The sequence below is a fragment of the Streptomyces sp. AA4 genome, assembly GCF_000158875.1.
Lineage (GTDB): Bacteria > Actinomycetota > Actinomycetes > Mycobacteriales > Pseudonocardiaceae > Amycolatopsis.
Window position 1 is genome coordinate 4,595,237 of sequence record NZ_GG657746.1, and the last position, 20,300, is coordinate 4,615,536.

The following is a 20,300-nucleotide window of genomic DNA, read 5'->3' on the forward strand; positions in this document are numbered from 1 at the left end:
TGTTGCCCCAGAGATCTCGGCCCGGAGCCCGGGGATTGCGGGTTCCCAATCACCCAACATCGGGTCCACCACGCCTTGGCCGCCGCCAGATCGTCGGCCGGACACACGATCGTGCACACTTCCTCGAACATACGTTCGCCCTGACCTAGACTGGACTTACGAGAACGAAACTTTTCGCGGTCCGCATAATTTTTCGCATCACGCAACTTTTGCTGCTATCTTCGGTCCGGTGACCACCACCGCACCTCTGGGCCTGCGCGAGCGCAAGAAGCGAGCCGCTCGACGGGCTCTCGCCGACGCCGCGCTGCGGATCGCGCTCGAGCGGGGCGTCGACCAGCTGCGGGTGGAGGACATCGCGAACGAGGTGGGCGTGTCCCCGCGCACCTTCAACAACTACTTTTCGAGCAAGGAGGAAGCTGTCTGCGCGTTCATCGTCGAACGGCAGGAGCGCGTGCGCGAAGCGCTCCTGGCGAGGCCCGCCGGCGAACCGCTGTGGGACGCGGTCGTCAACGCCGCCATCACCCGGTTCGCCGAGGACGAGCGCCCGATCCGCGAGGACGTGCGGCGGGTGCGTGCGTTGATGGCACACGGCGGCCTGTTCGCCGAGATGCTGCGCGCGCACGCCACTGTCGAGCGCGTGCTGGCCGACGCCATCGCCGAGCGGGCGGGCGAGCACGCAAATCCGTTGCACGCCCGGCTGATGGCGAGCATTGTGCAGAACGCTTCGCGCATCGCCTTTCAGACGTGGCTCGATACGGACTCCGACGACGAAGAGTTCGTATCGACCCTGACCGGTCTCCTGCGGGAGGCAGCCGCCGGGATGCCGGCACTCGCCGCGCCCGGCGCGGCCAGCTAGACCCGAACCGACGCCATTCCACTTCTTTGGGGGAGTACCCGACCGTGCTGGTCAAACTGTTGCGCAGCTACCTGCGCCCGTACCGGGCCGCGCTGTGGCTCGTCGTCGCGCTGCAACTGGTGCAGACGATCGCCGCGCTGTACCTGCCCACGCTCAACGCCGACATCATCGACAGCGGCCTCGTCAAGGGCGACACCGGCTACATCGTGAAGATCGGCGGCGTGATGCTGCTGATCACGCTGGTGCAGATCGCCGGGTCGATCGGGGCCGTCTACTACGGATCCCGCGTTTCCTCGGCCGTCGGCCGCGACATCCGCGCCGGCGTCTTCCACCGCGTGCAGGATTTCTCCGCGCGCGAGATCGGGAAATTCGGCACGCCGTCGCTGATCACCCGCACCACCAACGACGTCCAGCAGATCCAGCTGCTCGCCGCGCTCACCTTCACCCTCATGGTGTCCGCGCCGATCATGTGCGTCGGCGGCATCCTGCTCGCGCTGCAGCAGGACGTCCCGCTGTCGGCGCTGCTCGTGGTCATCGTGCCGGTGCTGGGCATCGCGATCGGGCTGATCGTGATGCGGATGCGCTCGGCGTTCCGGCTCATGCAGGAGCGGCTCGACCGGATCAACCAGGTCATGCGCGAGCAGATCATGGGCATCCGGGTGATCCGCGCGTTCGTGCGCGACCGGCACGAGCGCGAGCGCTTCGGCCGCGCCAACGACGAGCTGTTCACCGTGTCGCTGCGGGTCGGCAGGCTGATCGCGCTGATGTTCCCCACCGTGATGCTGGTGGTGAACGTGTCCAGCGTCGCCGTGCTGTGGTTCGGCGGGCAGCGGGTCGACAGCGGGGCGATGCAGATCGGCGCGCTCACCGCGTTCCTGGCCTATCTGCTGCAGATCCTGATGGCGGTCATGATGGCCACCTTCATGTTCATGATGGTGCCGCGCGCCGAGGTCAGCGCCGAGCGGATCACCGAGGTGCTCGACACCGAGACGAGCGTGCGCCCGCCGGACCGGCCGCTCCCGGCCGGAGCCGAACGCGGGCACCTCGACCTGACCGGCGTCGAATTCCGGTACCCCGGCGCGGAAAAGCCGGTGCTGCAGGACGTTTCGCTCTTCGCCCGGCCCGGCGAGACCACCGCGATCATCGGCAGCACGGGCAGCGGGAAGACGACGCTGCTCAACCTGATCCCGCGGCTGATGGACGCCACCGAGGGCTCCGTCCGGGTGGACGGCGTGGACGTGCGCCAGCTCGACCCGGACGTGCTCTCGTCGGTGGTCGGCATGGTGCCGCAGAAGCCGTATCTGTTCGCCGGCACGGTCGCGAGCAACCTGCGCTACGGCAATCCGGACGCCACCGACGAAGAGCTGTGGCACGCGCTGGAAGTAGCGCAGGGCAAGGATTTCGTGGAACGGATGGAACAGGGCCTCGACTCCCCCATCGCCCAGGGCGGCACGAACGTCTCGGGCGGGCAGCGGCAGCGGCTCGCGATCGCGCGGATGCTGGTGCACCGGCCGGAGATCTACCTGTTCGACGACTCGTTCAGCGCGCTCGACTACGCGACCGACGCCGCGCTGCGCCGCGCGCTCGCCGACGAAACCCGCGACGCGACGGTCGTCATCGTCGCGCAGCGGGTCAGCACGATCCGCGGCGCGGACCGGATCATCGTGCTCGACGACGGCCGCGTCGTCGGCACCGGAACCCACCACGAGCTGATGGACGCCAACGAAACCTACCGGGAAATCGTGCTTTCGCAGCTGACCGAACAGGAGGCGGCGTGAGCGAGGAAACGAAAACCGCAGTCGCGCCCGACGCCGACGAGCCGGCCGCCGTCGCCCGCGACCACACCCGCCCGCAACCCACGGCGGGGCCCGGCCGGATGATGGCCGCCGGCATGCCCGCCGAAAAGGCGCTCGACTTCAAAGGCTCCCTGCTCCGTTTGCTGCGGCTGCTGCGCCCGCAGCGGGCGGCGCTGACCGGGGTGCTGGTGCTCGGCGCGCTCGGCGTGGCGCTGACCGTGCTCGGGCCGAAGGTGCTGGCCCGCGCGACGGACCTGATCTTCGCCGGCGTGATCAGCAAGAACCTGCCCGCCGGCGCGACCAAGGACCAGGTGATCGAGGGCCTGCGGGCCCGCGGCCAGAACACGCTGGCCGACATGTTCACCAGCGTCGACCTGATGCCCGGCCACGGCATCGACTTCACCGCGGTCGGCCAGGTGCTGATGATCGTGCTGGCGCTGTACGTCTTCGCGTCGTTCCTGGGCGTCATCCAGGCGCGGCTCACGACGAACCTGGTGCAGGGCGCGGTGTTCCGGCTGCGCCAGGACATCGAAGAGAAGTTCGCGCGGCTTCCGCTGCGCTATTTCGACCGCCAGCCGCGCGGGGAGGTGCTGAGCCGGGTCACCAACGACATCGACAACCTGGCGCAGTCGCTGCAGCAGACGCTGTCGCAGATCGTGACGTCGCTGTTCACCGTGCTGGGCGTGCTGGTGATGATGTTCGTGATCTCGCCGCTGCTGGGCGTGATCGTGCTGCTGACGGTGCCGGTGTCGGTGTTCGTCGCGGCCAAGATCGGCAAACGCGCGCAGCCGCAGTTCATCCGGCAGTGGGGAACGACCGGGAAGCTCAACGCGCACATCGAGGAGATGTACTCGGGCCACGCGCTGGTGCACGTCTTCGGCCGCCGCAAGGAGGCCGAGGAGGTCTTCCGGCAGCAGAACGAGGCGCTGTACGAGGCGAGCTTCAAGGCGGCCTTCATCTCCGGCACGATCCAGCCCGGGATGATGTTCATCGGCAACCTGAGCTACGTCCTGGTCGCGGTCGTCGGCGCCCTGCGGGTCGCCTCGGGCAGCCTGACCCTGGGCGACGTGCAGGCGTTCATCCAGTACTCGCGCCAGTTCAGCCAGCCGGTCACGCAGATCGCGAGCATGGCGAACCTGCTGCAGTCCGGCGTCGCCTCGGCCGAGCGGGTGTTCGCGCTGCTGGACGCCAAGGAGCAGGAACCGGAGCCGGAGCACCCGCAGCGCCCCGAGGTCGTGCGCGGCCAGGTCGAGTTCGAGCACGTGTCCTTCCGCTACCTGGAAGACACCCCGCTCATCGAGGACCTGTCGCTCTCGGTGGAGCCGGGCCACACGGTCGCGATCGTCGGCCCGACCGGCGCGGGGAAGACCACGCTGGTCAACCTCCTCATGCGATTCTACGAAATCGACGGCGGCCGGATCACCCTGGACGGCGTCGACATCAAGGCCATGGACCGCGAGGAACTGCGCTCGAAGACCGGCATGGTCCTGCAGGACGCCTGGCTGTTCGGCGGCACGATCGCGGAAAACATCGCCTACGGCGCGGACAACGTGACCCGCGAACAGGTCATCGAAGCCGCGAAGGCAACCTACGTGGACCGCTTCGTCCGCACCCTCCCAGACGGCTACGACACCGTCCTGGACGACGAGGGCGGCACCGTCAGCGCAGGCGAGAAACAGCTGATCACCGTCGCCCGAGCCTTCCTGGCCAAACCAGCGATCCTGATCCTGGACGAGGCCACCAGCTCGGTCGACACCCGCACCGAGGTCCTGATCCAGCACGCCATGAACTCCCTGCGCACCGGCCGCACGAGCTTCGTGATCGCCCACCGCCTCTCCACGATCCGGGACGCGGACGTCATCCTGGTCATGGAAAACGGCAACATAGTGGAACAAGGAAACCACGAAACGCTAATCAACGCAGGCGGCGCCTACTCCCGCCTCTACGCAGCCCAATTCGCAGAAGCCATGGCAGAAACCGAATAGCCGCAGCAGAACACCCGGCCGCCCCGTGTGGCATTGGGCGCACCCACGCACCCAATGCCACATTGGGTGCATCCCACGCACCGAACGCCACATTGGGTGCACAGGACGCACCCAATGCCACATTGGGGCGCAAGCCACACCACACACACCGCAGCCGATGCACCCAACGCGGGGCACCCACACCTCCCCCACCCCCGATACGAAGCCAAAAACACGGCGCTGGGGTGCTTGTCAAGGCATCTTTCCCGCCTTGACAAGCACCCCAGCGCCGTAGTCACACTAAAAAATCGGGGTGCCCACGCAACCAAGACAAACGGCAATGTCGCCCGCCAGGGCGACGAGCCGAACCCCCACTCAAATCCGAGGAATATTCCGCAAATTAGACTTAGCCAACTCCAACATCTTCCCCACACCCCCACTCAACACCGTCTTACTAGCAGCCAAAGCAAACCCCCGAACCTGAGCCGCAGTAATATTAGGCGGAATAGACAACGCATTAGGATCCGTGACCACATCCAACACCGCAGGCCCGTCATGAGCCAAAACGTCCCGGATCCCGTCCCGAACCTCCCCAGGCTTCTCCACCCGCCGCGCATACAACCCAGCCGCCCGAGCAATCCCGGCGAAATCCACCTGATCGTGGTCGGTCCCGAACTCCGGCAACCCGTCCACGAGCATCTCCAGCTTCACCATCCCCAGCGAAGAGTTGTTGAACACCACCGCCTTGACCGGCAAGGCATGCGTCTTGAGCGTCAGCAACTCCCCCATCAACATGGCCAGCCCGCCGTCCCCGCACATGGCCACCACCTGCCGCCCCGGATCAGCCGCCTGCGCCCCGACAGCATGCGGCAACGCATTGGCCATGCTCCCGTGCACGAACGACCCCAGGATCCGCCTCCGCCCATTGGGCGTGACATACCGAGCAGCCCAGACGTTGCACATCCCAGTGTCCACAGTGAACACCGCGTCGTCCGCGGCCTCCTCGTCCAGCACGTCCGCCACATACTCCGGATGCAATGGAATGTGCCGGGAAACCTCGCTCGTATATGCGTCGACCACCCGCTGCAACCCGCGCTCGTGCTTCCGCAGCATGGCGTGCAGGAACGACCGGTCGTCCCGCTCGCGCAACCGAGGCAGCACGGCCCGGATCGTCGCCCCGACGTCTCCCTGCACCCCGAACTCCAGCACCGACCGGCGCCCCATCCGAGCCGGGTCGATGTCCACCTGCACGGTGTTCCGCTGCGGCAGGAAGTTGTCGTACGGAAAGTCCGTGCCCAGCAACAGCACGAGATCGGCCTCGTGCATCGCCTCGTAACACGCCCCGTACCCGAGCAATCCGCTCATCCCCACATCGAACGGGTTCGAGTACTGCACGAACTCCTTGCCCCGCAACGAATGCCCCACCGGAGCACCGACCGCCTCCGCGAGCGCGAGCACGTCGTCATGCGCGTCCCGGCACCCCGCGCCGGCCATGATCATGACCTTCTCCGCCCGGTCGATCCGCTCGGCCAGACGCGCGACGTCCGCCTCGGCGGGCACCATGGCGGGCGGGCTCCCCAGCGAAGCCGACTCCCCCGTGGCATGCGCGGCAGGCTCATGCGACACGTCCCCAGGCAGCACCAGCACGGCAGCCCCGCGCCGCCCGACCGCGTTCTGCACCGCGATCCGCGCGAGCCGCGGCATCTGCTCCGGCGAGCTCACCATCTCGCAGTAATGCGAGCATTCGGCGAACAACTGCTGCGGATGCGTCTCCTGAAAGAACCCCGTGCCGATCTGCGTGGACGGAATGTGCGACGCGATCGCCAGCACCGGAGCCCCGGAGCGGTGCGCGTCGTAAACCCCTTGCAGCAAATGGAGATTGCCCGGGCCGCAACTGCCCGCGCACACCGCGAGCCGCCCGGTGAGCTGCGCCTCGGCCGCGGCGGCGAACGCTCCGGCTTCCTCGTTGCGCACGTGCACCCAGTCGATGCCGCCGCGCGCGGAACCTCCGGTCCGGCGCACCGCGTCCACCACGGGGTTGAGGCTGTCGCCCACCACCCCGTAGATCCGGCGCACCCCGGATTGCACCAGAACGTCGATCAGCTGGTCGGCCACCGTTGCCATGCGTCTGCGTCCCTTCGTGAGCGTCCCTTCGCAGTCTGGCGCCGATCGGGCGAACCGCCACCGCATTGACAGATTTTATTGTCAATGGCACGGTGAGCAAGACCTACCCGAGGAGGAACGCCGCAGATGCCACGCGAGTTCGAGGTGCGCAAAGAGGTTCAGCTGCCCGCGGGACCCGAGGCCGTGTGGGACGCCGTCGCGAGCGGGCCCGGCATCGATTCGTGGTTCATGGGCCGCCACGAGGTCGACGCCGCGGCGAAGCGGGTCCGGTTCCGCCTCGGCGAAATGCGCACCGAGGCGGAGATCACCGCGTGGGATCCCCCGCGCAGGTTCGCCTATCGGGGCGAGGCGGCCGAGGACGGCACGTTCGACGCGATGGAGTTCCTCGTCGAAGCAGCCGAAGGCGGCACGTCGGTGCTGCGGTTCGTGCACCGCGGCTTCGTCCCGGACGGCTGGGACGACGAGTACCACGAGTCCTTCGCCGTCGGCTGGGAGATGTACCTGCACACGCTCGCCGAACTGCTGGCCCACTTCCCCGGCCGCTTCGCGACGTACGTGACCGCGGACGGCCCGGCCTCGTCGGCGAGCCGCGAAGCGTGGCCGAAGCTGCTCGCGGCGCTCGGGTTGCCCGCTGAACCCTCAGCGGGGCAAGCGGTCCGCTTCCGCGTCGGCGATGAAGCAGTCGAGGGCGTCCTCGATTACTTCACCCCGAACTACGCCGGGGTCCGCACCGAGGACGCCCTCTACCGGTTCCACGAACGGTCCCTGCTCGGCATGCCGGCCGCGGTCGGACATCACCTGTTCCGCCCGGACGTCGACGAGACCGCCGAAAGCGCGGCCTGGAGCCGCTGGCTCGCCGACGCGCTCGGCTGACGTCAGCGGCGGCGCAGCAGCAACGCCGCGCCGCTGGCCGCCACGACGACCCCGGCGATCACGTTGCCGGTCACCGCGCCGGCCGACGGCACTGTTTCGTCGCCGTAGCGGAGCAAGAACGGAGACACCGCGGCCCACGCCCCGAGCACCGGCAGCACCCAGGTCAGCGCCAGCGCGCCGGAATCCCGCGCCCGCATGGCGCCGAAAACGACGATCGCCAGACCGGCGACGGTGTTGCTCACCGCGAGTTCGGCGGCCCCGCCGAAGCGCAGCAGCCACGGCGCGGCGATCAGGTACAGCCCGGCGAGCACAGCGAGGCCCGCCGCGCCCCCGGAGACCGCGGTCTTGCCGGACATCGTGCTGGTGGACATCTCGGATCACCTCAGCAGATCTCGGTTCCACCCGTCGGGTACCCAGATTCCGGCCGGGGATTCACGCCCCCGCGGCGGCGCACGCCTCGCGCAGGCCGCGCCGCACCGGCGCGTCGATGCCGGACACCGCGAAAACCCGCAGCACGAGCGGCCTGGTCGCGACGATCGAAAGCGCGGGCCGGACGCGGCGCGTCTCTTCGAGCGCACGCAGCCCGGCACAGCTGAGATAGCCGACCCGGGACAGGTCCACCACCAGTTTGCCGCCCGCTCCGGAGGCGGCGGTCAGCGCGGAGCGGAACTGCCCGACCGACGCGATGTCGATCTCGCCCGCCGCCGTGACCAGCACGATGTCGCCGTCCCTCCGGCTGGTGAAGACGGTCAGACCGGCATCCCCGCGAACACCCATTGGCGGAACGGTACGCGTCCGCGCGGCGCCGGCAAACCGTCGTGCCCCGGCCGGGTGGGCACTTCGCCAGGCCCCGGTGGCCGCCGCGCTGCCCGGAGACCCGGCGAATGCGAAAATTCTCCCGGCACGCGGACCGGTTCGAGACACGCGTGTCCGAAATCCTGCGAACCCGGTCTATCCGGCCGGGCGAGCTGCTACGGTGCGGCCATGCCGAGTACCGCCCGGCAGGTCGTGATCCTCGGGTACCCCGACGCGGAACTGCTCGACATCGCCTGCGTGTCCGACGTGTTCGACACTGCCACCCGGCTCGGCGCGGCCCGGCCGTACGAGGTCCGGCTCGCCAGCGCCGACGGGCTGCCCTTCGCCTGCCAGTCCGGGCTCACGCTCGCCCCGCACGTCCGGCTCGACCAGGTCAGCGGCCCGCTCGACACGTTCGTCGTCGCGGGCGGGCTGGGCCACCAAGCCGCGGCGAAGGACGAACGGCTGCTGGCCCACGTGCGGCGGCTTTCGCAGCAGAGCAAGCGCACTGCGTCGGTCTGCACCGGCGCGGCCGTGCTCGCCGCCGCCGGGCTGCTGAGCGGCCGCCGCGCCACCACGCACTGGTCGCACGCGTCGCGGCTCGCCGAGCAGTACCCGTCGGTGACCGTCGATCCGGTGCCGCTGTTCGTGCGGCACGGCGACGTCTACACCTCCGCGGGAGTCACCAGCGGGCTCGACCTCACCCTCGCCCTCGTCGAGGAGGACCACGGCCCGACGCTCGCCCGCGAGGCCGCCCGGTCTCTGGTCACCTACCTGCAGCGGCCCGGAAACCAGGCGCAGGTGAGCATGTTCCTCGCCGGTCCGCCGCCGGAGCACCGGCAGGTCCGCGACCTCACCGCGTACGTCGCCGAGCACCTCGCCGACGACCTGGGCGCCCCCGCGCTCGCGAGCCAGGCGGGCATCAGCACCCGCCAGCTGACCCGGCTGTTCGACGCCCACCTCGGCACCACCCCGGGGAAATACGTCCGCACCGTGCGCGCCGAACACGCCGCCCGTCTGCTGGCCGGCACCGACCTCCCGCTCGCCGCCATCGCGCGCCGCTGCGGTTTCGGTTCCACCGAGACGCTCCGGCAGGCGTTTCTGGACCATTTCGACACTCCGCCCTCGGCTTACCGGCGAGTGCACCTGCGTTCTGCGCACGCCTGAACGAAACGCCCGCTTCCTCCCCCACCCGGGACAGGCGAACCGCGCACCGGGAGGGCAGGATGTCCGCCGTGGCACCGCACGACTACCCCGACCAGGACCCCGACGACACCGGCCCGCTGCCGCGAGTGCCGGGCGAGCCGCCGTCCTCCGCTGTGCCACCGCCCGTCCGGCCGGACGGACCGCGCCGGGCGCGCCGTGCCGAACCCGGGCGACCGGCGGCTCGCGAACCGGGACGGCAAGCGGACCGGCCCGGCAATTCCGAACGCAGCGCAGGACGTTCCGGCAACACCGACCACGGCGCCGAGCCCGGGCGATCTGCCGAGCGGCCCGAACGCAGCGGCGAGCCCAGGCGCTCCGGCGCACCGGGTCGCCGAGACGGACGACTCGGCGAACCCCGCCGTCCCCGTGCCACCGCGCCACGACCCCCGCAACCCGGCACCCCGCGCTCGGCGCAACCGGGCACCCCGCGCTCCGCCGATTCCCGCAGCGGCGCCCAGTCCGGCGAGCTGCGCCTCCCCCGCCGCACCGGCGACACCCCGCCTCCGGCCACGCGCCGCCGTCCCCCGGCCCGCCCGCCCCAGTCCGAAAAGGACACTCCGGAATCCGCTGCGGCCAAGGAAACTCCGCAGCCAGCGGGACACGGCCACGGTCACGGGCACGGCCACGGCCCGGCCGCCCCGGCGTCGCAACGAGTCCGCAAGCTCCTGGTCTGGCTCCTCGCCCCGCTCGCGCTGGCGACCGTCGTCGGCATGATCGTCCTGTACCCGTGGGGCAGCTCCCTGCCGAAAAGCGCGGTACCGCAAGGCACGCCGGTCCAGGCGGCGATCACGACCGCGACGTCCGGCCCGTGCCTGCAGCCAGGGCAGGTGCAGGTCGGCTCGCAGCCGGACCCGAACGCGAAACCGTGCCTCACCGTCGACCTGCAGATGTCCGACGGCCCGGCGGCCGGGAAACCGGTGCGGCTGACCGTGCCGATCGAGCCGAGCACGCCGAGGTTCACCGCGGGCGACAAGGTCGTGCTCGCCTACAACGGCGGCAATCCGCTCGATCCGCAGTCGTTCACCCTCGTCGATTTCCAGCGCGGCACGCCGCTGGTGCTGCTCGCCGCGCTGTTCGCGATCGCCGTGCTCGTGCTCGGCCGATGGCAGGGTTTGGCCGCGCTGGTCGCGCTGGTGCTGAGTTTCGTGGTGATCGTCCTGTTCGTGCTGCCCGCGATCCTCGCCGGGGAGAACCCGCTGGTCGTCGCGATCGCCGGGGCGGGCGCGATCATGTTCCTCGCGCTGTACCTGACGCACGGCCTGTCGGCGAGAACCTCGGTCGCCGTGCTCGGGACATTGGTCAGCCTCGCACTGATCGGGATCCTGTCGGCGATCTTCTCCGCCGCCGCGTCGCTCACCGGACTCGACGACAGCACCACGACGCTCATCGCTTCGCTCGGCCACGGCATCGACGCGCGCGGCCTGCTGCTGGCCGGAATCGTGATCGGCGCGCTGGGCGTGCTCGACGACGTGACGATCACCCAGACCAGCGCGGTGTGGGAACTGCGGCGGGCCAACCCGTCGCTCAGCTGGCGCGAGCTGTACCGCTCCGGCCTGCGGATCGGCCGCGACCACGTCGGCTCCGCGGTGAACACGCTGGTGATGGCCTACGCCGGGGCCGCGCTGCCGGTGATGCTCTACTCGGCGATCTCCGGCGTCGGCCTCGGCTCGTTGCTCGGCAGCGAGGACATCGCCGCGGAGATCATCCGGACGCTGGCGGGGTCGGTCGGCATCGTCGCGGCGGTGCCGGTGACGACGGTCCTGGCCGCGCTGATCGCCGCCCGCGAGCCGGTCGAGCACCTCATCAGCACCACGAAACCCGCTGAAGCACACTAGCCACACGCGGCCTGACCCGGTCGGGCGCGGACGTCGCGGATGAGGTACGAAGACCGCGACCCCCGCGACCCGAGGAGGGGCTGTGTTCTCAGCCGTCCTGGCCGGACCCCGAGTCACCGTGCACCTGATCCGCCGCCTGTTCGCGTCGGTGCTGGAAGCGGCCGAAACGGTCCCGCGGATCGCCGCCGCGCTCGACGAGGTCCGCGCGACGCTCCGCCACCTCGAGCGGCTGCTCTCCTATGTCGCCGAGGAACTTCCCGAACTCGCCGACCAGCTGGACCGCATCCGCGCCCGCGTGGACAGCTTGGAAGAACGCGGCCGCGAGCACGCCGGACGCGAGTAACCCCTCGGAGCAACCGCCCGAAGCCGACCGAACCGCGGGATCGCGTCGGCGTCTGGAGGAGCGGTGTGACCGCCCCCAGGCGGCATAACGCTCCTCCAGACGCCGGCTTCATGGCGAGCATGCACGCGACGGCGAAGCCGGCGCCGAATTACAGAGTTGCCACGAAGCGGCTGACGGCTTCCATCGGGAACCGCTGCAAGTACTTCCCCGACGGAGCCGCCGAAGCCAGCCGGTACAGCGGCCGCTCCGCCACCGCGTCCCCGCGGGCCTCCGCGCGCAGCTCGGCCACCAGCAACTCCGAAAACACCAGCCCGTTCGCCTCGGTGTTGTTCAGCACCGCGTCCGCCAGCCGGCGCAGCTGCAGCGCTCCCAGCTCCCGGCCGCCGGTCCCGGAAAAGACCGCGAGGTCGAGCTTCACCGCACGCCGCCGTTGTCCCGCGTTCACCAGCAGCGCCACCGTCCGGGTACCGCGCACGTCGCTGATCACCACGTCCAGCCGCGGCGCCTCCAGCAGGTCCACCCGCCGGACGCCCCACGTGCGCACCACCAGCGTCGTGCCCTCCAGCCAGATCCGGCGGCGGAACGCGTAGAGCACCACGTAAATCAGCGGCAGCGCGACGACCGCCGCCACGATCAGCCCGGCCAGCTGCCCGCCGATCAGCCCGGCGATCCCGCCGAACGCCGCGGCCAGGATCAGCACGCCGAAGACGCCCGACCAGGCGCGGCGGCGGCGCAGCTTCGGCTCGTCGGCGAACAGCGGCAGGCGTTCCTCCGGTTTGCCGGTCACTGCCCGGCTCCCGGCACGAAGGGGTTGGCGGCGCGCTCGCGGCCGATGGTCGTGGCCGGTCCGTGGCCGGGCAGCACGACGGTGTCGTCGGCGAGCGTGAGCAGTGTGCGCAACGAATTCTCCAGATCGGAGCCGGATCCGCCGGTGCGCCCGACCGATCCGGCGAAAAGCGTGTCCCCGGTGAACACCAGCCTGCCACCTTCGCCGGTCTCGACGGTGAACGCCACCGAACCCGGCGTGTGCCCGGGCAGCGGGAGCACCCTGACCGTCAGCCCGGCCGCTTCGGTCTCGCCAGGAGCGAGCGGTTCGAAGGGCCCGTCGTACCAGTCGCCGTCGCCCGGATGCAGCCGCAGCGGCACTCCGTGCGCCCGCGACAGCTCGGCGGCCGCGCCCACGTGGTCCGGATGGCCGTGGGTGGCGAGCAGCGCGACCGGCGTCAGGCCGTGCTCCGCCAGCGCTTCGGCGAGCGGCCCGGCGGCTCCCTCGCCCGGGTCGACGACGAGACACGGACCCCCGGCGGCGGGGGCGAGCAGATAGCAATTCGAGCGCAGCGGACCCGCGGCGAACCCGGCGACGAGCACCGAACCCTCCTCCCCGGAAGCGACCTTGATCACGACCCGGTGAAGACTAGCCGCCCCTGTACGGAGTCCTCACAGGCTGTGCCCATACACTGCCGCTACCTCAGACGTGTGACTCCGAGCGGAAACTGGAGGGCGGGTGGCGACCAACCAGCAGCGCCGTGAAGCCGCGAAGCGCAAACTCGAGCGGCAGCTCGTGCGCCGGGCCGAACAGGCGAAGCGACGCAAGATCGTGGGCGCTGGAGTGGTCGGCGGTGTGGTCCTCATCGTCGCCGGTCTCGTGGTGTGGATCGTGAACAGCGGCGGCAGCGGCGACCAGCAGGCCACGCCGCCGCCGTCCAGTTCCGCGCCGCCGGTCCCGAGCGTCACGAACATCCCCACCGAGCGCACCGCGCTCCCCAAGCGCTCCAAGGCGCTGCCGAACCCGACGACGTGCTCGTACGCGGCCGATACCAGCGGGAGGCCGCCGTCGGCGAAGAAGGTCGCCGTGCCGGACGGCAAGAACGTGTCCTCGTCCGGGACCGTGAACTTCACGCTGAAGACCACCCAGGGCGACATCCCGATGACGCTGGACCGCTCGCTCGCGCCGTGCACTGTGCAGGCGATCGAGAGCCTCGCGAAGCAGGGCTTCTACACCGACACGATCTGCCACCGGCTCGGCGTCACCGGCCTGCAGATGCTGCAGTGCGGCGACCCGGACGCGAAGGGCGACATCACGACCGACGGCACCGGAGGCCCTGGCTTCACCGTGCCGGACGAGTTCATCGACACCGCGAAGTACGGCCGCGGCATCCTCGCGATGGCCAAAGGCACCGCGCCGAACAGCGGCGGCAGCCAGTTCTTCATGGTCTACGGCGACGCCCCGCTGGACCCGGCGTACTCGATCTTCGGCAGCATCTCCGACGAGGGCCTGAAAGTCCTCGACAAGATCGCGAGGAACGGCATCGGCACGGTGAGTCCGCGCGACGGGACCGGCGAGCCCAAGCAGCCGGTCAAGATCACCGCGGTCACGGTTTCCTGAGTTGACCACGCGAGTCGAGATCGGCGGGGCCGCTCCGGGCGCCGCCGATCTCGCCGCTGCGGCGACCAGCTACGGCCACTTCACCGCGATGCAGGTCCGCGACGGACGGGTCCGCGGCCTCCGCTTCCACCTCGACCGGCTCGCGGCGAACACCCGCGAGGTGTTCGGCAGCGACCTGGACACCGACCTGGTCCGCCGTTACGTCCGGCGGCTCGTCGCCGGGCAGGGCGACCTGTCGGTCCGGGTGATCATTTTCTCGCGCTCCTCGCCGCACGACCCCGTGATGACGCCCGAGATCCTGGTGCGCACCGCGCCGCCCGCCTACCCCGTCACCACGCCGATGCGGCTGCGATCCGTTGCGTACCAACGGGATCTGCCGCACGTGAAGCATCTCGGCAGCTTCGGCCTCGCGCACCATTCGCGCGCGGCCGCCCTCGCCGGCTACGACGACGCGGTGTTCCTCGCCGCCGACGGCCGGATCAGCGAGGCGACGATCTGGAACGTCGGCTTCCTGCGCGGCGGGACGATCGTGTGGCCGGAAGCCCCGGTGCTGCCGGGGATCACCTACCTCGTGCTCGCAGAACAGCTGCGCGCGGCGGGCGTGCCGCAGGAGACGCGTCCGGTGTACCCGGCGGAGCTTCCGGAGTTCGACGCGATGTTCGTGACCAACTCCGCCACCGTCGGCCGCCCCGTCGCCTCCGTTGACGACGTCCGGCTGCGCACCTCCGCCGTCGCCGCGAAACTGCTGACCGAGGCGTACGAAACCGCGCCCTGGGACGAGATCTGACGCAGCTTCCGGCCCGCGATGCTCCACCCAGACGTTGGGCTCGACGTACACCGCCCGGTCGGGTTGTGCTGCATGAAGACGGCCACGACCGGTCGAAATCGGCGTGGTCGACCGTCCGGAACAGCTCCGGGGTGCCGGCTGCGGGGATGGATTTTCAGCGCCACAGGCCCCGGCTCGCCGAGCAGTCAACCGGTTGCCGTGCCGGTCAGCGGTAGGTGAACTTCGGCGCGCGCCGGTTCAGGAACGCGTCCACGCCCTCCGCGTAGTCCTCCCCGTGCAGCGCGGCGAGCCGGATCTCCTCGACCTCGTCGTCGGTCCGCTCCTGCCCCGCCGCGATCTTCTCGATGATCCGGTTCATCCCGCGGACCGAGGCCTGCGAGCGTCCGCACAGCGTCTCGGCGAACCGGGCCGTCGCGGTTTCCAGGTCCGCGGCCGGGAAGACGTCGTTGACCAGCCCGATCTCGCGCGCCCGGGTCGCGTCGACGAGTTCGCCGGACAGCAGGAAGTACTTGGCGTGCGCCGGGCCGACCAGCGACACCAGCTGCCGCGTCGAGGCGAAGTGGTAGACGATGCCGAGTTTGGCCGGGGTGATGCCGAAGCGCGCGTCGTCCGCGGCGAACCGGAAATCGCAGGCGACCGAGAGCTGGCAGCCGCCGCCGATGCAGTTGCCCTGGACCATGGCGATCGTCGGCTTGCGCAGCGCGGTCAGCGCCGCCACCGCGCGGTCGACCGCCTCGTCGTATTTCGCGGCGGCCTCGGCGGTCGAGCGCAGCTCGCGGAACTCGCCGATGTCCGCGCCCGCGGAGAAGTGCCGTCCGGCCCCGGTCAGCACGAGCACCTTCAGCTCGGGATCGGCCTCGACCTCGGCCGCCACGCCCGGGATCGCCGCCCACATGCCGCGGGTGATCGCGTTCATCTTCTCCGGGCGGGAAAACGTCAGCCGGGCCACGGCGCCTTCGCGGGTGAACTCGAGTCCGTCCGTCATGCCCAGCACCCTAATGCGCGCCCCCGACAATTCTGTTGTGGGACAGATCACCGGTCTAGCCGGACAGCCGCGCCGTCAGCTCGCCCCGGCTGCGCACCCCGACCTTGCCGAACACGGATTTAAGGTGGTCCTGGACGGTGTTCGCGGAGATCCCGAGCCGCGCCGCGATGTCCGAAGTGGACAGTCCGGAAAGGACTTCCCGGCACACGTCGCGTTCGCGCGCGGTCAGCCGGTAGGCGGCCAGCAGGACGTCCAGCAGCTCCCCTCCGGTGGCCCGGCGGATCGTCACGGCAACGTCGCGGGCGTCGTCGTCCGAGACCAATCTGCTGGCCTGCAACACGATCCAGCCGCCGCGCGCGTCGCGGACCCGGGCCCGGAACGTCCCGCTCGCCGCCGCTTGCGCCCCCACCGCGACCGCGCGCAGCAGCACCGCGAACCGGCCGTCGGCGATTGCGTCCAATTCGGACTCCCACGCGCCGGCCCCCTCGGTCGCCCCGCGCCGCCGGCCGTCCGGGCCGACCACGACGATCGCCGGCTCCGCCTCCGGAGCCACGCCCCGCGCCAGCGCCGCCACCCGGGTCGCAGCCGCCAGCGTCGGCCCGATCGAGGTCAGGAACTCCACCTCGCGGTCGCTGAACTCGCCGCGGCGCACCAGTCCCGCCGCCGCCCAGCACACGCCGTCCGCGCGAAATCCGACGCGCAGTTCGCTCTCCAACCCGAGCGGCCGCCACACCTGCGCCCACCGCCCGCTGCGCTCGCGCTCGCGACGCGGCAGATCGGAAAGCCGCGCCACCGGCACCGAGCGCCGGGCGAGCTGCGCGAAGGTATGCGGCTCCGCGCCGTCGTACTCATACGTCGCCAGCAGCGGCTCGTACTCCCCCGGGATGCGCGCGCGGCCGCTGGTCATCGAGCTGATCACGGCGGTGTCCGGATCCAGCGACGCCCAGCAGGTCAGCTCCGCGGGCACGATCCGGTCGACCAGGTCGATGGCCGCGGAGTGCAGCTCGGCGACGCCGCACCCGGTCGCGGCGAGAGCCGCCAGCTCCCGCCGTACGCTCTGCGCCCGGCCTTCCCACACCCGACGAAGTATGCGCGCGCCCCTCCCCCGCCGGTATCCCTGATTTCCGGGATGGTCCCGGCACTGCGGCGTTTCTACTTTCGAGGGCATGACCATCCACCTCAGCACCGCGGGCGAAGGCCCGGAATTGGACACCCAAGACGCGATCGCGACCGTGAAAGCGTCCGCCGCGGACACCGGCGGCTACGAATTGTTCGAGATCGACGCCTCGCGCGGCCCCGCCGTCCCGCCGCACGCCGACCCGTGGACGAAGGGCTTCTACGTCCTGTGCGGCCGGATCACCGTCTGCGTCGACGGCGAACTCCACGACCTCGGCCCCGGCTCCTTCGTGCACATCCCGGCAGGCACCCCCAACACCTTCACCGTGCATACGCCGCACGCGAAGTTCCTCGTCTTCACCCCGGACGACGCGATGGGCCGGTTCTTCCGCGAAATCGACGCCACCGTCCCGTCCTCCGCCCCCTGGCCGGACGCGGTGCCGCTGCTCGGCGACATCGCCGCCCGGCACGGGGTTTCGTTCGAAGAGCCAGCACGGTGAACGCCGTCGCGCAGATCCTCGCCGGGATCGCCGTTCTCGTGCACCTGCTGGCCTTCACTTGGGAAGTGCTGCTCTTCGAACGCCCCGGCGTGCACGCGGGCATTTTCCGGATCCCGGCCGAAAACCTGCCCGCCACGCGGCTCTGGTCGTTCAACGTCGGCTGGTACAACCTGTTCCTCGCCGCCGGACCGGTGACCGGCCTGGTGCTGCTGCACACCGGCGACGCCGCGGCCGGACGCGTGCTCGTGCTCTACAGCTGCGCGTTCATGACGCTCGCCGGGATCGCGCTCGGCGTGTCCGACCTGCTCGCGCTAAGCCGGCCGCGCGGTGCGGGACGCGCCGGGGCGCTCGCCCAGGCACTCCCGCCGCTGGCCGCGCTGGTCGCGACGGCGTTCTGAATTACGAAGCCGAAGTCACCCGGTACACGTCGTACACGCCCTCGACCCCGCGCACGACCTTCAGCACGTGCCCGAGGTGCTTCGGGTCGCCCATCTCGAACGAGAACCGGCTCACCGCCACCCGGTCGCGCGACGTCGTCACCGAGGCGGACAGGATGTTCACCTTCTCGTCCGCGAGCACCTTCGTGACGTCCGACAGCAGCCGGTGCCGGTCGAGCGCCTCGACCTGGATCGCCACCAGGAACACCGAGGACGACGACGGCGCCCACTCCACCTCGACCAGCCGCTCCGGCTGGGTCCGCAGGTCGTCGGCGTTCGTGCAGTCCGTGCGGTGCACGCTCACGCCGCCGCCGCGCGTCACGAAACCGAGGATCTCGTCGCCCGGCACCGGCGTGCAGCAACGCGCCAGCTTCGCCCAGACGTCGCTCGCGCCCTTGACGATGACGCCGACGTCGTTCGAACCGCGGCGGCGCGTGACCGTGGACGGCGTGGCCCGTTCGGCCAGCTCCTCCTCGGCTTCCTCGACCCCGCCGATCAGCGCGACCAGCCGCTGCACCACGTGCTTCGCGCTCGTGTGGCCCTCGCCGACGGCCGCGTACAGCGAAGAGATGTCGCCGTGCCGGAGTTCGGTGGCGACCGAGCCCATCGACTCCGCCGACACGAGCCGCTGGATCGGCAGCCCGACCTTGCGGATCTCCTTGGTGATCGCTTCCTTGCCCGCGTCGATCGCCTCGTCGCGGCGTTCCTTCGCGAACCACTGCCGGATCTTCGCGCGCGCCTTCGGCGAACCGGCGAACTGCAGCCAGTCGCGGCTCGGCCCGGCGCTTTCCGCCTTGGACGTGAAGATCTCGACGACCTCGCCGTTCTCGAGCTTCCGTTCGAGCGCGACCAGCCGGCCGTTCACACGGGCGCCGATGCAGCGGTGGCCGACCTCGGTGTGCACCGCGTACGCGAAGTCCACTGGCGTCGAATCCGCGGGCAGCGTGATCACGTCGCCCTTCGGCGTGAACACGAAGATCTCGCGCGCGGCCAGTTCGTAGCGCAGCGATTCGAGGAAATCGCCCGGGTCCGCGGCCTCGCGCTGCCAGTCGAGCAGCTGCCGCATCCACGCGATCTCGTCCAGCTCCATCGCGTTGTTGCTGGCGTGCGTGCCCTTGGTTTCCTTGTACCGCCAGTGCGCGGCGATGCCGTACTCGGCGGTCCGGTGCATGTCGTAGGTGCGGATCTGCACCTCGAGCGGCTTGCCGTCCGGCCCGATCACCGTGGTGTGCAGCGACTGGTAGACGCCGAACCGCGGCTGCGCGATGTAGTCCTTGAACCGCCCCGGCACCGGCTGCCACAGCGCGTGCACCACGCCCATCGCGGCGTAGCAGTCGCGCACGTCCTCGACCAGGATCCGCACGCCGACCAGGTCGTGGATGTCGTCCAGGTCGCGGCCGCGGACGATCATCTTCTGGTGGATCGAGTAGTAGTGCTTCGGCCGTCCCTCGACCTTCGCGGTGATCCGCGACGACACCAGGTTGTTCGTCAGGTCCGCGATCACCTTGCGCAGGTAGGTGTCGCGCGAGGGCGCGCGGTCGGCGACCAGCCGCACGATCTCGTCGTACTTCTTCGGCTGCAGGATCGCGAACGCGAGGTCTTCCAGCTCCCACTTCACCGTGGCCATGCCGAGCCGGTGCGCCAGCGGGGCGAGCACCTCGAGCGTCTCGCGCGCCTTGCGGGCCTGCTTCTCCGGCGGCAGGAAGCGCATCGTGCGCATGTTGTGCAGCCGGTCGGCGAGCTTGATGACCAGGACGCGCGGGTCCTTCGCCATCGCGATCACCATCTTGCGGATGGTCTCGGCTTCGGCTGAGGTGCCTAGCTTGACCTTGTCGAGTTTGGTGACGCCGTCGACCAGCTCGCCTACCTTGTCGCCGAAGTCCGCCTTCAGCTGTTCCAGGGAGTAGCCGGTGTCTTCCACCGTGTCGTGCAGGAGAGCGGCGACGAGGGTGGTGGTGTCCATGCCCAGCTCGGCCAGGATGGTGGCGACCGCGAGCGGGTGGGTGATGTACGGGTCGCCGGACTTGCGGCGTTGTTCGCGGTGGAGTTCTTCGGCTACGTCGTAGGCGCGTTGGAGCTGGCCCAGGTCGGAGTTGGGGTGGAGTTCGCGGTGGATGACCGCCAGGGGTTCCAGGACCTGTTTGACCGGGGCCGCTCGCTGGGCGGTGATGCGGCGGGCCAGGCGCGCGCGGACGCGGCGGGTCGCGGAGGGGTTGGGCGCGGCTCCGTTGGCCCGGGTCCCGGCGTCGGCGGTGGGCGCCGCCCCGGGCGGGGGTGGCTCCCGTCCGGGCGGGGGC

Annotated in this window: 19 protein-coding genes; 11 read left to right on the forward strand and 8 right to left on the reverse strand. The window is 70.3% G+C overall.

Going from position 1 to position 20,300, the window contains the following annotated elements; translation table 11 throughout:
* Window positions 1-229: 229 nt before the first annotated feature.
* The 3 genes from SSMG_RS21125 to SSMG_RS21135 all read left to right on the forward strand — a co-directional run bounded on the left by SSMG_RS21125 (window position 230) and on the right by SSMG_RS21135 (window position 4,637).
* Complete coding sequence (locus SSMG_RS21125; RefSeq protein WP_009079273.1) at window positions 230-856, forward strand: TetR/AcrR family transcriptional regulator; 627 nt, start codon at window positions 230-232, stop codon at window positions 854-856.
* 44 nt (window positions 857-900) lie between these two features.
* Window positions 901-2,634 (forward strand): ABC transporter ATP-binding protein, encoded by a 1,734-nt coding sequence (locus SSMG_RS21130; protein ID WP_037714383.1) that lies wholly within the window; start codon window positions 901-903, stop codon window positions 2,632-2,634.
* A gap of 98 nt (window positions 2,635-2,732) precedes the next feature.
* Entirely contained in the window at window positions 2,733-4,637 is a 1,905-nt protein-coding gene (locus tag SSMG_RS21135) for an ABC transporter ATP-binding protein (RefSeq protein ID WP_100267095.1), read from the forward strand.
* A 354-nt stretch (window positions 4,638-4,991) separates the two neighbouring features.
* On the opposite strand, the gene SSMG_RS21140 is transcribed toward SSMG_RS21135, so the two are convergent.
* Window positions 4,992-6,740 carry a pyruvate dehydrogenase gene (locus SSMG_RS21140; RefSeq protein WP_009079278.1) on the reverse strand — a complete coding sequence of 583 codons (1,749 nt, stop codon included), beginning with the start codon at window positions 6,738-6,740 and terminating at the stop codon, window positions 4,992-4,994.
* A 126-nt stretch (window positions 6,741-6,866) separates the two neighbouring features.
* Between SSMG_RS21140 and SSMG_RS21145 the strand changes: the two genes are divergently transcribed.
* On the forward strand, window positions 6,867-7,613 hold the full coding sequence (locus tag SSMG_RS21145; RefSeq protein WP_009079280.1) for an SRPBCC domain-containing protein: 747 nt from the start codon (window positions 6,867-6,869) through the stop codon (window positions 7,611-7,613).
* Window positions 7,614-7,615: 2 nt separating this feature from the next.
* On the opposite strand, the gene SSMG_RS21150 is transcribed toward SSMG_RS21145, so the two are convergent.
* A complete protein-coding gene (locus SSMG_RS21150; protein ID WP_009079282.1) occupies window positions 7,616-7,984 on the reverse strand; it encodes an SPW repeat protein in 369 nt (122 codons plus the stop codon).
* A 61-nt stretch (window positions 7,985-8,045) separates the two neighbouring features.
* Window positions 8,046-8,390: an STAS domain-containing protein gene (locus SSMG_RS21155; RefSeq protein WP_037714388.1), complete on the reverse strand. Its 345-nt coding sequence runs from the start codon at window positions 8,388-8,390 to the stop codon at window positions 8,046-8,048.
* A gap of 207 nt (window positions 8,391-8,597) precedes the next feature.
* Between SSMG_RS21155 and SSMG_RS21160 the strand changes: the two genes are divergently transcribed.
* From SSMG_RS21160 to SSMG_RS21170, 3 genes are all read left to right on the forward strand, one after another.
* Entirely contained in the window at window positions 8,598-9,575 is a 978-nt protein-coding gene (locus SSMG_RS21160) for a GlxA family transcriptional regulator (RefSeq protein WP_009079286.1), read from the forward strand.
* 59 nt (window positions 9,576-9,634) lie between these two features.
* On the forward strand, window positions 9,635-11,449 hold the full coding sequence (locus SSMG_RS44850) for a YibE/F family protein (RefSeq protein ID WP_078560826.1): 1,815 nt from the start codon (window positions 9,635-9,637) through the stop codon (window positions 11,447-11,449).
* A gap of 82 nt (window positions 11,450-11,531) precedes the next feature.
* Window positions 11,532-11,792, forward strand: coding sequence for a hypothetical protein (locus SSMG_RS21170; protein WP_009079292.1), 261 nt, complete (start codon window positions 11,532-11,534; stop codon window positions 11,790-11,792).
* A 148-nt stretch (window positions 11,793-11,940) separates the two neighbouring features.
* Here SSMG_RS21170 and SSMG_RS21175 read toward each other — a convergent pair whose 3' ends face one another.
* Together SSMG_RS21175 and SSMG_RS21180 are read right to left on the reverse strand one after the other, a co-directional pair.
* Window positions 11,941-12,579: a hypothetical protein gene (locus tag SSMG_RS21175; RefSeq protein WP_009079294.1), complete on the reverse strand. Its 639-nt coding sequence runs from the start codon at window positions 12,577-12,579 to the stop codon at window positions 11,941-11,943.
* Window positions 12,576-13,193 (reverse strand): MBL fold metallo-hydrolase, encoded by a 618-nt coding sequence (locus SSMG_RS21180; protein WP_009079295.1) that lies wholly within the window; start codon window positions 13,191-13,193, stop codon window positions 12,576-12,578. The genes SSMG_RS21175 and SSMG_RS21180 overlap by 4 nt, the downstream gene beginning before the upstream one ends.
* A gap of 103 nt (window positions 13,194-13,296) precedes the next feature.
* On the opposite strand from SSMG_RS21180, the gene SSMG_RS21185 reads away from it, so the two are divergent.
* Window positions 13,297-14,178, forward strand: a complete 882-nt coding sequence (locus SSMG_RS21185) for a peptidylprolyl isomerase (protein WP_009079297.1) — start codon at window positions 13,297-13,299, stop codon at window positions 14,176-14,178.
* A gap of 1 nt (window position 14,179) precedes the next feature.
* The gene (locus SSMG_RS21190) at window positions 14,180-14,965 is read left to right on the forward strand and encodes an aminotransferase class IV (RefSeq protein ID WP_009079298.1); all 786 of its coding nucleotides are present in this window, start codon (window positions 14,180-14,182) and stop codon (window positions 14,963-14,965) included.
* Window positions 14,966-15,170: 205 nt separating this feature from the next.
* On the opposite strand, the gene SSMG_RS21195 is transcribed toward SSMG_RS21190, so the two are convergent.
* Entirely contained in the window at window positions 15,171-15,950 is a 780-nt protein-coding gene (locus SSMG_RS21195; RefSeq protein ID WP_037714390.1) for an enoyl-CoA hydratase/isomerase family protein, read from the reverse strand.
* Window positions 15,951-16,005: 55 nt separating this feature from the next.
* A complete protein-coding gene (locus SSMG_RS21200; protein WP_009079301.1) occupies window positions 16,006-17,028 on the reverse strand; it encodes a LuxR C-terminal-related transcriptional regulator in 1,023 nt (340 codons plus the stop codon).
* Between the two features lie 88 nt (window positions 17,029-17,116).
* Here SSMG_RS21200 and SSMG_RS21205 point away from each other — a divergent pair, with 88 nt between their 5' ends.
* Both SSMG_RS21205 and SSMG_RS21210 read left to right on the forward strand, forming a co-directional pair.
* A complete protein-coding gene (locus SSMG_RS21205; RefSeq protein WP_009079303.1) occupies window positions 17,117-17,566 on the forward strand; it encodes a cupin domain-containing protein in 450 nt (149 codons plus the stop codon).
* On the forward strand, window positions 17,563-17,964 hold the full coding sequence (locus tag SSMG_RS21210) for a DUF1304 domain-containing protein (RefSeq protein ID WP_009079305.1): 402 nt from the start codon (window positions 17,563-17,565) through the stop codon (window positions 17,962-17,964). Before SSMG_RS21205 ends, SSMG_RS21210 begins: the two co-directional genes overlap by 4 nt.
* A 1-nt stretch (window position 17,965) precedes the next feature.
* On the opposite strand, the gene SSMG_RS21215 is transcribed toward SSMG_RS21210, so the two are convergent.
* Window positions 17,966-20,300: bifunctional (p)ppGpp synthetase/guanosine-3',5'-bis(diphosphate) 3'-pyrophosphohydrolase (locus SSMG_RS21215; protein WP_009079307.1), on the reverse strand; the 2,335-nt coding region annotated here is incomplete at its 5' end.